At 64.0% G+C, this 12,679-nt stretch carries 9 protein-coding genes and 1 pseudogene; 7 read left to right on the top strand and 3 right to left on the bottom strand.

Features of this window, described 5'->3' with window-relative positions; genetic code table 11:
* The first annotated feature begins 6 nt into the window (after positions 1 to 6).
* Both ABTW87_RS01925 and ABTW87_RS01930 read left to right on the top strand, forming a co-directional pair.
* A complete protein-coding gene (locus ABTW87_RS01925; protein WP_350647615.1) occupies positions 7 to 483 on the top strand; it encodes a hypothetical protein in 477 nt (158 codons plus the stop codon).
* A 392-nt stretch (positions 484 to 875) separates the two neighbouring features.
* Positions 876 to 2,054, top strand: coding sequence for an NAD-dependent epimerase/dehydratase family protein (locus tag ABTW87_RS01930; protein ID WP_350648036.1), 1,179 nt, complete (start codon positions 876 to 878; stop codon positions 2,052 to 2,054).
* A gap of 14 nt (positions 2,055 to 2,068) precedes the next feature.
* Here ABTW87_RS01930 and ABTW87_RS01935 read toward each other — a convergent pair whose 3' ends face one another.
* Positions 2,069 to 2,797, bottom strand: a complete 729-nt coding sequence (locus tag ABTW87_RS01935; RefSeq protein ID WP_350647617.1) for a hypothetical protein — start codon at positions 2,795 to 2,797, stop codon at positions 2,069 to 2,071.
* A 344-nt stretch (positions 2,798 to 3,141) separates the two neighbouring features.
* Here ABTW87_RS01935 and ABTW87_RS01940 point away from each other — a divergent pair, with 344 nt between their 5' ends.
* Positions 3,142 to 3,651: a PD-(D/E)XK nuclease domain-containing protein gene (locus tag ABTW87_RS01940; protein WP_350647619.1), complete on the top strand. Its 510-nt coding sequence runs from the start codon at positions 3,142 to 3,144 to the stop codon at positions 3,649 to 3,651.
* A 24-nt stretch (positions 3,652 to 3,675) separates the two neighbouring features.
* Positions 3,676 to 3,918 carry a hypothetical protein gene (locus ABTW87_RS01945; protein ID WP_350647621.1) on the top strand — a complete coding sequence of 81 codons (243 nt, stop codon included), beginning with the start codon at positions 3,676 to 3,678 and terminating at the stop codon, positions 3,916 to 3,918.
* A 318-nt stretch (positions 3,919 to 4,236) separates the two neighbouring features.
* Here the strand turns inward: ABTW87_RS01945 and ABTW87_RS01950 are convergent, their stop codons facing one another.
* Entirely contained in the window at positions 4,237 to 5,046 is an 810-nt protein-coding gene (locus ABTW87_RS01950; RefSeq protein WP_350647622.1) for a hypothetical protein, read from the bottom strand.
* A 345-nt stretch (positions 5,047 to 5,391) separates the two neighbouring features.
* On the opposite strand from ABTW87_RS01950, the pseudogene ABTW87_RS01955 reads away from it, so the two are divergent.
* The 3 genes and pseudogenes from ABTW87_RS01955 (at position 5,392) to ABTW87_RS01965 (ending at position 8,015) form a co-directional block, all read left to right on the top strand.
* Positions 5,392 to 6,163 (top strand): annotated as a pseudogene (locus ABTW87_RS01955) (transposase family protein).
* A gap of 278 nt (positions 6,164 to 6,441) precedes the next feature.
* The gene (locus ABTW87_RS01960) at positions 6,442 to 7,548 is read left to right on the top strand and encodes a ParA family protein (protein WP_350647623.1); all 1,107 of its coding nucleotides are present in this window, start codon (positions 6,442 to 6,444) and stop codon (positions 7,546 to 7,548) included.
* Positions 7,545 to 8,015: a hypothetical protein gene (locus tag ABTW87_RS01965; protein WP_350647624.1), complete on the top strand. Its 471-nt coding sequence runs from the start codon at positions 7,545 to 7,547 to the stop codon at positions 8,013 to 8,015. The genes ABTW87_RS01960 and ABTW87_RS01965 overlap by 4 nt, the downstream gene beginning before the upstream one ends.
* A 742-nt stretch (positions 8,016 to 8,757) precedes the next feature.
* Here ABTW87_RS01965 and ABTW87_RS01970 read toward each other — a convergent pair.
* Complete coding sequence (locus ABTW87_RS01970) at positions 8,758 to 12,498, bottom strand: DEAD/DEAH box helicase (RefSeq protein ID WP_350647626.1); 3,741 nt, start codon at positions 12,496 to 12,498, stop codon at positions 8,758 to 8,760.
* Positions 12,499 to 12,679: the final 181 nt, after the last annotated feature.

The raw sequence follows: 12,679 nt of genomic DNA on the forward strand, positions 1-12,679 counted from the left end.
AACGGCATGGACCGTTGCCAGCTCACGCGAGGAGAAGTGATGAAAAGGTCCGCAACACGAGTCGTGGCCGCATTGGCTCTCGGCGTCCTTCTGGCTGGCGCCGGCGCCGCGCCCGCATCGGCTGGGCCCACCGGAGTGAATCCCGCCGGCTGCGGCACCGGCAACACCTGGAAGTACAAGGATTTCGATGTGGATGGCGCGATCATGCGCGAGGAACTGCGGCACTCGTATGGCTGCAGCGGAGTCGGCTGGGGTCGCCTGTCGCACCTTCGAGGTTCGAGCGCCCGGCCACTTGCCCTGGTCCAGTCGGCCTGGAATCCCGGCGGACCCAGTCAGGGCGGCGTGCCTGGGACAAACTGGACGTATACCGTCGATGCCAGCCCGGGCAAGGAAGTCTGCGCCGGGTTTCAGGCTTACTGGGTGGACGGCTTCGGCACCTGGCACCACATCGACTGGTTTTTCGCCGGCTGCTACAGGGCGTAGCGCTGCCGCCTCCGCGACGACGGCTCAACCAGCACCTAGCGGCCTCCCGGCCCGTCTAGAGCGGATAATTCTCGCGCCTGAACTCCCGGCACCTCGCTCGATTTGTGCGCAGGGGCGGATATAGGCGACACACCTGAGCGGCGACGCCAGGCGAACGGGGCTCTGCTTCGAGCTGTGAGAGAAAGCTAGGACGCATAATGTCGGCAACGGACGAAGTCCTGCAACGCATGGTAGGGGTTGTTCCCCACCAGAGAGAAGTCTCCGCCGCTGACCGCGGACGACTGTCGGAGCTGACCGCCGAGTTGCTGCGAGCGCGTTCCGGGTACGTCGAGGAACTACGCCGCTACGTGGCCATCCGGAAAAGGACAATACCTTTGTCGGTAGATGCGGTCATGGCGGCGGTCCGTGGCCGACGGATTGTCGTGACCGGGGGTAGCGGTTGTCTCGGTACAGCCCTTCTGCGCCGTCTCAACCTCCTTGGACCGGTCGCCTTGATGAGTGCAGCCATCACACCGCCTACGCGGCCCGTTCCAGGCGTGAGGTACCTGCAGTTGGATATTCGCGATTACGAATCGGTTAGCGCGTTTATGCGCGAACATCGCCCGGAGGCGGTATTTCACCTTGCCGCGCAGCGTGACCCCGGCTTGGCTGAGTTCCAAGTTGCCCGAACCGTTCACACCAACGTAATGGGCACCCGCAACGTTGCCGAAGCGGCCGAACGTGCGGGCGCCAAAAACTTCGTATATGCGTCGACGGGGAAAGCGTTGCGCCCGTACAGCAGTGATATTTATGCAGAGTCAAAACGGATGGGTGAGTGGGTGGTGAGCCAGGTGGCGGCGCGCGGCAACATCGGCTGTGCGGGCGTCCGATTTACGCACGTGGTAGACAACTCGATTGTCCTGCAGCGGTTCCGTCGCTGGTGTCGCACCGGCAACCTGGTAAGGCTTCATTCGCCGGATACGCTGTTTTACGCCCAGTCTGCGGCGGAATCGGCACAGCTTATGCTCGCGGCTCTGGTGGTGTCGGCTAAGCCTGTTATGCGGCTATGCATGATCCGAGACCTGGGCTGGCCGGTGAATCTGCTCGACTTGGCGCTCGGCGTCGTCGCCGAGTCCGGCGGCGTTGCGCCACTCTACATTGCCGGTCACGAACCCGGTTACGAGGAGATGCCGTACCCCGGCCTGTACGACCCAATGCTAGCTGGAAACGTTAGCCCGCTGATGAACGCAATGGAGGCGCACAACTTGCCAGAGTCGGAAAGCCAGGCCGTTGACGTGATATCGGTGCATCCTGTTTCGGCACCGGCCCTTACGCGACGAATGCCAAAGCTCGAGGAACTTTGCACGGCCGGCGACGATGCTGCTGTCCGCATAGTCTTCGATGAGATGGCGTGGAACCTGATGGAGCAAATTGCGGTGGCGGCCCCAGCTGCCGCAGTGAAGCGCATGGTGCAAGTCAGCAAACCTTACCGCGCTCTACTAAGCCCTGAGCATCGGAAGTTGGACGAAATCCTCCGCCGGGCTGCCTATACATCCTCCGCTGAAGATCCGGGCGGCGTCACGGCTCGGTGAAGACGCCGGGGTGGCTACTGCCGATTCGGGGGCGGCTGTCCCAGACGGCTGTAGCATGCCCGCCGAACGTTTTCCTCCATCTTTCTGTTTTGCCACATGAGCTTCACGAAGCGGAACCAGTCTCGAATGAACCGCGGTCGCCACGTTCCTAGCTCCGGGATCGGGCTGTAATAGTCACGATTATTCAGCCCGAATGGCACGGGCAGTCCTTCGCGATAGGTAATGAAGTCGTACGGTTGCCGGCCCGGCGCTCGGTGACGGACGAAGAAGATAGGAGCGCCGTCGAACTCGTCACCATCTCGGGCGATGTCCTCAATCCAGGCCCATGGAATATGCCCGGATTCGATGACAGTAGGCGCTGGGTTTTCGGTTTTGGCAAGAGTGCGTCGTCCTTGAGCATCGTAATAGCTGCTCACACCTTTAATTACCACCTCCACACCACCGTGGACGATTTCGATCAACTCCGGTCCCGTGTAGGCGTACCCCCGCCAAGTCATCTTGTTACTGCCGTCGTAACCGCGCTTGTAGCGAGCCACATTCATGACTACAATCTTGCTATTGAGCCCTTCGTTACGAATTGGCCCGAGTACCTCCCAGGCTTTGGCTTCGAGCTCGCGAATCCGCTCACGCTGCTGTCGGAACGACAGGCGCCGCCCGAGGAAGAAGATGGCGATCGTGATGCCGAGCGAGGCCGTGGAGACTACGAGAGCCACAAGGTCTACCCAGGAGAACGATCCAGCCACGCGGCAATTCTACTGGCACGCGCAAAGTTGACGGCCTGCGGCGGTGATCGATCCCTTCAGGAGTACATCAACGCTGAGCGATCTGCTGGAAGGGCTCGATCCGCTTCGGGCTGCACGCGATCGAACTAACCAGGCTCTAGCAGCACACCATCCACCGTACCTAGCGGTCCGCCAGCCTGGCGAGCCGTAATAACGTAGGGCGACACTAGATTGCGATCGAGTCCGTCAGGATACCGACGCAGTCCGCATCAACTGTCTCTACCGACTCGGTGATCCTGGTAGTGGGCTGGGGGCGCTCGTCGTTTGCGTCGGTGCTGTGGACGGCAGGGGTTGCAAGGATAGCAATGCAGCAGCAAGCCCTTTTCGAAGACGTACGAGCCAATCTGTCGATTCTCCGCGCTTATCTGCTAAACCCAGTCAACCCGAAAGCCGAACGCATTTCCGGCATCGCAGATTTCCTGGAGACGAACCTTCGAAGGGCGATGCTTCACATGCCTGAGAGGGAGAGGGACGTTCAGGGCGTGGTGGAACAGCTTCTCATCGGTAAGGGGATGGAGAACGGTCTTGACTATGACCGGGAGTCAGGCCGCGTCAAGTACTCCGCGAAGGAGGTCATTCCCGACTTCAGTCTCCCCCAGCTCTTCACGGCAATCGAGGTTAAGCTCGTCAAGGATAGGTCAAAGATGGGATCGGTCGTCGATGAAATCAACGCCGACATAGTTGCCTACGGGAGGGCCTACCGAGCTTTGGTGTTCGTCGTATACGACGTGTCCGGATGTATCAGGGACGGCGCCGAGTTCCGGCGAAATATCGAGGCAGCCGACGGCGTTCGGGCGATCATCGTCAAACACTGAGGACGACTGATTCGATGGGCAGCCGTGTCTATCGGCGGGCGGATCGCCGCGTATGAGGTTGCCGCAGTGCCGGTTTTATCAACAGCCTTCGGGGTGTCCCTCAGGCTGTCGAACCAAGCGCTGTTCATCAAGGCCAAGTGGCTCAGGAAGTTACGAAACAAGATCGCACATGAGGGTGAAGCGGTCGACCGTGACGAATGCAACCAACTCGTGCTTGCTGCGACCCAGCTCTTCGACTGGCTGGACGCGATCCAACCCACGCCGTAGGAATTTGCTGCCGCCCTTCCGCACGTCGCCCGGTGCTCCTCGTAGCGCGTCTGGAGAACCTCCCGGCAGCAGCAGGGACTGCCAGCATAAAGCCCTTAGTCCCTCTGGCCGATACCCGAGCGGTCGGCCTAGCCACGACAGCTGATGCGCGTGCGGCGCACCGCACGAGCCGCCCTCCCCAATGATCAACGCATGCGTCGACGGCGCTGCAACGCTCCGGCGGTGCGGCCGGGTCTCGCCCTATACCCACTAGCAGGTGCAGGACCACCGTTCGCCCCTACCGTGCCAGCGGCACGCTGGTCGGCGATCTAGGCGTTCCTAAATGGGCAGGTCAGCCGCTATGGCCAGCCGCCTTTGTTGGGAGCAGGTTTGGGATGTATCCTGCCCTGGAGATCGACCTGCACCTGTCACCCGCTCTCGCAGGATGTCGAGGATGTCATCGCGAAACCGAGGCTTGACGCGGTGCTTGGTGCCGGCCTTCATCTCCTTGACGAACTTCACCAATGACTCAGCGTGACGGAAGGCTCCGCCCGCGGCGAAGAACGCCCGGAGCCAGGCGTCCCCATCGAGCGGGTACCCCGAGCCGGTGAAGGCCCTCAGCAGTTGGACGACAGCGTCCTTGCCGCGACCGGAACTCAGCCCGTTGTACTGCTCGGCGACCATCAGCTTGGCGGCGGCCACCTGGAGTGGGTCGGGCGCAGGACAGGGCGTTCCGGTGTGCAGGTCGACAGCACCGTGTCCGTCCAGCCAAGCGCGGATGATGTCTCGTGGAGACCAGATCAGAGCGAACACGCGGCTGGCCGCTTCAGATCCGATCATCTCGCTGAGGGCCTCGCAGTCCCGCTGATCGAACGGATGCAGCACCACGACCGCGACATTGACCAGTCGGTCATCGTCTGCGAGACGCGTGAGGTCAGCAATGTCAACGACGTGGTGCCGCGCACGACCCACGATGTACTCTGCCGCCTCAAGATCGGCGCTGTGGGCGCCGTTGAACTTCCTCTTGTCGGTGACTGCGAAGACCACGGGTCCGTCGCCGAGCCACTCGCGGATGCGAGCGCTACTTGAAACCATCGCCGTGCCCTGCTGAGCCCAGTCCTCTCGGACCATGTACGCAAGATCGGTCATGCAACAAGTATGGCGGGAGCCACTGACATCGACGCAGAGCCAAGTTCGCGGAGGTGTCACGGGGAAGCTTCGTCCGTCTCTCCGACGTTCTAGGGTCGCCGACCTGGGACAAGCAGGCTAACGTCGTCGAGCCGGCCGCACTGTGGGACGCGCTGCCGCAGACACTCGACTGGCCGCTACGAGACGACGACGATCGACGGACAGCGCACCATCTTGAGTGAGCATTTTCATCGTGATCAGGGAGGCCTGAGCAGGTACGCAGCGGCGTGTCGTTGCTCCAGATAGGACGAAGCTCCCGGTAGGACAGCAGTCGACCAAGAACGACCGCCCAGTACGGGAGCTTCGTTGCTGACCTATCCTGCCAGCATCCCGCTGTCCACGCGCAGCCTGACCCGCTTGACCGAGTTGATCCGCGACCGGCGCCGCGCACTGGGCGGCCGCTGGCGTCGGCTGCCCGCGCGGCAGCAGGCGCTGATGGCCTTGGCCCACCTGCGCAACGGCGACACCCTCACCCGGCTGGCGGCCGGCTTCGCGGTGTCGGTGGCGACCGTGTGGCGCTACTTGCGCGAGGCCGTCGACCTGCTCGCCCGTGCGCCGACGACCTCAACGCGGTGATGCGCCACACCCGGTTGGCGTACGCGATCCTCGACGGCACGCTGATCCCGATCGACCGGGTCGCCGACCAGCGGCCCTACTACTCGGGCAAGCACAAGCGTCATGGCGTGAACGTCCAGGTCCTCGCCGACGCCGCCGGGCGGCTGGTCTGGGCATCGCCCGCCCTGCCCGGCTCGGTCCATGACCTGACGCCGCCCGCACCCACGGCCTGATCAAGGCACTGACCAGCAGCAACGTGCTGACCTTCGCGGACAAGGGCTACCAAGGCGCCCGCGGCACCGTCTGGACCCCGTTCAAACGCCGCCGCACCCGCCTGTCCCGCCGGCAGAAGTCCGTCAACCGGCACCACGCCAAGATCCGAGCTCTCGGCGAACGCGCCGTGTCCACCCTCAAGACCTGGAAGATCCTGACCAAACTACGCTGCTGCCCCCGCCGCGCCACCCCGACCTTGCAGGCCAGCCTCGTCCTCCAAGCCGCCGAAGACGCCCGCTACCCACGATGAAAATGGCTCAGTACTAGCGCTTCGAGCAGGCGCTGCCGCTTATGACCTTCGCCCTGTGCGACCTACCGAGGGAACTGGCCGCGTCGGCTTCTCTCGGAAAGGATCTCGCGCTGTAGTCCGGTCGTACCCAACGCTGGGCGACTACTCCTGCATCAAGGCCAACGATGGTCCAGGCGCCGATCCGGCGGTGAGCGCCTACACCAGCGGACGGGGCGAAGTCGAGCTCAACGTCATCGTCGAACATTCCTCCGCGCTGGACCACCTTGACGAAGGCGTGAATGACGTACACACTTGGGTTCGGTGGCGTGAACGTCATTCACAGGGGGAGCGCGGTGGTTGCTGACGATGCTGATCTCGTCGGCTTGGCGGAGATCGCTGAGCTTGCTCGCGTCAGCCGCACGGTGGTCTCCAACTGGCGGGCGCGGGACGAACGTTTTCCGGCTCCTATAGCGGAGCTGCGCGCGGGGCCGGTCTTCGCGCGTGATGCTGTCAGGCGATATCTTCGGCGGAGGAACAGGCATATGGCACACGTAATTTCGACGATCAATCTCAAGGGTGGTGTCGGAAAGACCACCACGACGGTTGGCTTGGCCGAAATGCTGTCCGCCGAGTTTGGCAAGAAGGTTCTTGTCATCGACTTGGATCCTCAGACGAACGCAACCACCGTTCTCATCGGGGAGGACCGGTGGCGTGACCTGAATGCGCAGAAACACACGCTGGTCACCCTCTTCACGGACGCGCTGCGCCCTGACGGCGAGTCGGCGAAGTTCGACCTCGATGCTGCGCTTCAGCGCAAGGTGAGTCCGGTTTCCGAGGTGCGGACTGTCGACCTGCTTCCTTCATCGCTAGACCTCATCGATGTGCAAGACCGGCTCGCGTCGATGCCATCCGGACGGTTCTACTCGAACAACCCCACCGACCTGTTACGAAGAGCAGTTCGGCCGATCCTCGGCAACTACGACTTCGTCCTGGTTGACTGCCCTCCGAACCTCGGCATCGTGACACTCAATGGGCTTCGCATCTCGGACGGATATATCATCCCAACAATCCCGGACGTTCTCTCAACGTACGGCATTCCACAGATCCAGGCCAGGGTCAAAGCTTTCGCCGACAACCTTGGGGAAACAATTCATGAAATCGGTATCATTGTTACGAAGTATCGTGCTGCATCGACGGTTCACCGCACGACGATCGACCGGCTACTGAACGACGAAGAACTGCCGCCCGTGTTCGAGACGGTCATCCCCGAAGGCAACGCGATCGCGGCTTCGGCCGAATTTGCCTCAACATCGACACTGCGCCAGAAATACCAGTACCAGGGTGGCTACGAGGTTTTCCGTGACCTGGCCAAAGAGTTTATCGACGCTGTAGAGGAAGCCGCATGACCAGCCAAGCCGCTCCGGATGACATCTCTGGCGCACTCCAGGCCGCCTCCGATTCGCTGTCGCAACTCGCCACAGCACGTCCAGAGGTTGCCGTGCCGCTCGCCCGGCTCCTCTCGGTGGTAGCCGACGAAGCAATCCGCACCGGACGGTTCGCCAGTGCCCTCCAACGCGCTCTTGCCTCGGAGGCCCCGACCGCCTCAGCTACCCCTACACGGAGAAGCGGACGCCGAGCTCCTGGTGTCCTCGACCCGTTCGCTGTGTTCGGCGAACAAGGTGAGGCCGGCCTGCGGACGAGGCTGGCTGAACTCGACCTAGAACAGCTTCGTGACATCGTCGCGGAGCATGGCATGGACCACGATCGGCTCGCGATGAAGTGGAAAGACCCGTCCAGGGTCGTCGACCGCATCATCGAAAAGGTCGAGGCGCGAACGGCGAAAGGCTCCGCGTTCCGGCAAGTTTCCAGCTAACCGAAGCCGGGCCGATGTGAACCGCCGTACAGACGCCTTTAGTACGCCGGCCCGCCTACGTGTTGTGCCAATCCATGGCAGAACAGTAGGCGGGCAACTAACGCATCCAAGTATCACGGGTGCGCGACGGGCCTCACGGCAACCGTCTGCGAACCGCCGACACGGTCACTATCGGCCCCTGAGCTGCGGGAATGCGGTTCGGGTTCTGCCTCATCCGGTCCACCGCGTGGGGATGTAGCTCAATTGGTAGAGCAGCGGTATGTCTTGGCTTGAGGCCGGGGCGGGAATCCGCTCCAGCCTCGCCAGCTCCCGAATCAAGTGCCGGACAACGCAGCTTCCCGTCTGGCAGCCGAGTCATTGCCGCTGGGCCGCGGGCGCAGCCGGCTCCGGCACATCGACTTCGTCGCAACGGTCCGGGATTCAGGGGATGGCTGACGCCTGGCCGCACATGGCCGCGTAACTAGTAGCAGACGCATGCCGCTGCCTAGTCGAGGAGCACTTACGTGATCCCGCCGTGCGCACCCGTTCGGCACTCGAACGCGGGTGGAGCGACGGGTCTGGCCAGGAAACCTATAGCGGTGCAACTCCCGCCGGAACGCGGCCAACCGCCCGACCTCCTCCGGTCCCGGCATCGTGCAGACTGATCACCAGACAGCCCTTGGTTCTTGATTTCTTCCCTACGCAAGGGCTGTTCCCATGATCAGCCGGGGTCGATGCCGCCACCCAACAGGTCAAGATCAAGCTACCTGTGGTTGCGCCTAGCGTTCCATCTCCACCCCGGAAGAGCTTCGAGGGTTCTGATGTGGCCAGGCGGAAGGTCACCGCGTTTGTACTGGACGCGTTGCCTGCTGACCCAGGCGCCGAGCCTGAAGCCTCCCTCGGTGACATGGGCGGCAGGCACGCGAGCATGGTGGTACCCGGCAACGTAACCGAGCAGGGCCGCCATCCCGTCGTTGAAGCTGGCGGCGCGGGTCTCACGCTGCACCGTCCAGCGCCAGCCGGGCAGGCTCTCCAGTTGCACAGCGCGCTCGTCAGAGAGGACGCCCTTTTTGTAGTCCTGCCTACGGCCGTTGACCCACGTGCCCAACGCGAAACCGTCGGCCGCGACATACCCCTGGGGGACGCAGGCAGATCCGTGGACTTCGACGTAGGAACGCAGGGCGCTCAGGCCTTCGTCGAACCTGGCTTGGTGTCGGCTCCATGACCAGCCGGGAAAAGCCTCCAGCGCGGCGATCCGCTCTTGCGCCAGCCTGTTCGCCTTGTATGCGGACTGCTGCTTGGTGATCCACTTTCCCAGTTCGAGGCCGTCGGGCGTCACGTGGTCCAGGCGCACCCTTGCGTTGCCGTTTTCGGCGACATAGCTAGCGAGGGCAGCCAGGTTCCGTTCGAAGCGCTCGTTACGTGTGTTCCACGACCACCCGGGGAGCGCCTCCAGTTGCTTTGCCCGGCTACCGGAAAGGTTGCCGTTCGTCTTGTCCTGACGGCGCACCACGACCCATTGGCCGAGCTTGAACCCGTCGGCGGTGACGTAGCTCGCCGGGACGCGTGTGTGGCCGTGGTCGTGGGCGTAGGCCGTCAGCACGGCCAGTCCCGTTTCGAAGCCTTCGTCGAACACTTCCCATCGCCAGCCGGGCAGGTCCTCTAGCTGTGCCACCTGCTCGGCCGAGAGCCTGTTGCGCTTCCGGTTCTCACGCCGCTTGCTCACCCATGTACCGAGCTGATAGCCCTCTGCGGTGACATAACGAGCCGGCACACGCGCGTGGTGCTGCTCGGCGACGAAGGCCAACAACGCCTCATATCCCGCGTCGTAGCGGGAGTCCTGAACGTTCCAGAGCCAACCGGGAAAGTCCTCCAGTTGGGCTATGCGCTCGCTGGAAAGTCGACCGATCTTGCGATCGAGTCGACGGACCTGCACCCATTGGCCGAGTGGGAAACCGTCGACCGTGACGTAGTCGGTTCGGACGCGGGCATCGCCAAACTCGGCCACGTATTCGGCCAGCGCGTTGAGACCGGCTGCGTAGTCGGCCTCCCGGGTGTCCCAGACCCACCCGGGCAGCGCCTGCAATTCCGCCGCCCGGACGCTCGACATCCGGCCGGCGCGGTGCTCTCCGCGCACGCGCGTCACCCAGGCGCCGAGGCTGAACCGGTCAGCGGTGACATAGCTCTGCCGAACGCGGGCACTTCCGTTCTCGCGGGCATACGACTGGAGACGGCCGAGCCCTTCGTAGAAGCCGCTGGAGGCTACTTCGACGGCCTTGATCCTGAGCTGTTCGGCAAGGTCGGACGAGTTCCAGATCGGCAGGTCAATGATCAGCCGCCGGAGGGATCCCCCGGGGATCTTCCGGTCGCGACCAAGCGTGGTGCGTAACTCGTCCAACTCTTCTGCAAGACGTTCATCGTGGTCGCGGAGCGCTGCAATGACTTGCCACACCGCCTCGAAGGCGCTGCTGGACAGGACGGTGTCGGGGTCGTCGTCTGCTCGCAGAACGACCGGCAGGACGATTAGGCCGCGGTCCTTCCCGGTAGTCCGACGCAGGGCACGACCCACCGCCTGTACGATCTCGATCGTCGAGCGGCGAGGGTCGGCGAACACGACCGCGTCCAGATCCGGCAGGTCGACCCCAGCGATGAGGCATCGCGCGTTGGCCAACAACGCCCGTTCGGCCCCGTCAGCCGTTCCGGTCGCGGCAAGGTGGCGTATGAGGCGAGCCCGCTGACTAGTGGGCATGGCACCACTGACATGGGCCGCGTTGATGGGGCCCGGTGAGGCTGCGGGCGCGGTCGCATCCAGGTTGCCGAGGAGGCTGGCGAACTCCCGGGCCCGGGAAACGGTGGTGTGGAAGCTGAGCGCGGTGCGGACTTTCCGTTCGCGGAAGGCGCGGCCGGTGGCGACCAGGGCAGCGAACGCGGTGGCGTCGACGGTACGCCCGGCCGCATCGACGAGGTACCTGTTGGACAACGCCGCTGCGACGTTGTCCGCTGGGCGGTCGGGGTCTACGCCAAGGACGAGCACCTGGTAGTCGGCCAGCAGCCCCAGGCCGATCGCCTCGGCGAAGCTGAGCCGATGCGCGACCGGACCGAATACTGCCGTGTCGCTCATGCTGGTAACCGGCAGATCCATCTGCTTGGCCCGGGCGGCGACCCGCGGGTGGACGACCTTTGGCGTCGCTGTCGCGAAGATTCGCCGGGTCGCTGTGATGCGATCGCCGTCCAGGATGGTGCCGAACGCCGGCGGGCATCTTCCGGCGAGGTAGTGCGCCTCGTCCGCGACCGCGAGATCGAAGGGCGTCGGCGTGCCGGCCGCGGCGAGCACCCGCTGAGCCTCGGCGACGACCGGGCTCGAGTGATACGTCGAGAAAACGACCAGGGGCCGAGTATCGCTGGCTGCGGCGTGTACGCGAGCGACCAACTCGCGGGCGTCGGTGAGCACCGGGATTGCCAGCTCGGCCGCGGAGATGTCGGCGTCGTCACCGGCGGCCTTGGCGACTGTGTCATCGCTGCACACGGCGACCGGTTGAATGTGGCCGGTCGACTGAGCCGACCACTCTCTAAGCGTCTGCGACATCAACGCCAAGCTGGGCACTAGGACCAGGGTTCTACGGGCGCCGATACGTTCGGCGATGCCGTGGCAAGTTAGCGTCTTGCCCGAGCCGCATGCCATCACAAGGCACGCGCGGGCGCTCCCGCCCGAAGCAAGCTGGCGATCCAGCTCAACAACGACGTCGTCCACCGCTGTGAGCTGGTGCTCGCGCAAAGCGCGCCGTGCTGAACGCAGCGACGCTGCGGGGTCGGCCACGTGAAGCGCGGCTAGTGTCCTCGGCCAGCGCATCGGTGACGCCTCCAGCTGGGCGAGCCCGACGACGGTGACCGGGGTGGACTGCTTCAGAACAGTGCGGTGGGCGTTGCGGGCGAGGTGGTCCGTCGACATGACAAGCAACCGCTGAGCGAACTCACCCGTCGCGGAGGCAGACAGGAAAGAATCGATGTCTGCCTTGGTGACTGAGCTCGTCGCGGCATATCCCTTGCACTGCACCGCCCACAACGCGCCGGTGACGGTCTCGACCACCAGGTCGACGCCCATGTCGGGGCCATCAGCACCCGGCCACTGCTCCCACCGCCAGATCCGGGCCACCTGCGGCGCATACACCGGATCGGCCTGGAGCCAGAAACGCACGATACTCTCGAACTGCATGCCTCGCAGAGTGCTGTTGTCCTCGGCGAGCTGCGTCAGCAGTACCGCTAGGGCGTCGCGGTGTGAATCTGGCGTCCGCCCGCTCGAGTTCTGAGCGCCGCCACGGCCCTCGTCGTCACAGACGGCTACATCGACCGGGCGATCCTGGCGGATGGGCATCCTGCGCTCCTCCTGCTGCAAGCCGGCACCGGCGATCTTCAAGGCCGAGCGGCACCCACCATAGTGCGACGCACCGACACGAATTTCGCGTCCGATTGCCGCGATGACCCCTTCAGTGAGCGAGACGCACATGGGCGGCCTCTCGCTCGCTCTCGCTCCGGCAGGCGGGGCTGACACCATCAAACGCCGCCGAGCTAGCGGGACTTGACCCAGCCGGCCTGAGCGGTGGAACCCTCCACGGCCTGACAGATCTACACGTTGCGGATGAGCTATTCGGCACGGCGACACGCGGCCGCTCGGTCAGGACCCCTGC

This window comes from Micromonospora sp. NPDC126480 (assembly GCF_040302465.1).
Taxonomy (GTDB): Bacteria; Actinomycetota; Actinomycetes; order Mycobacteriales; family Micromonosporaceae; genus Micromonospora.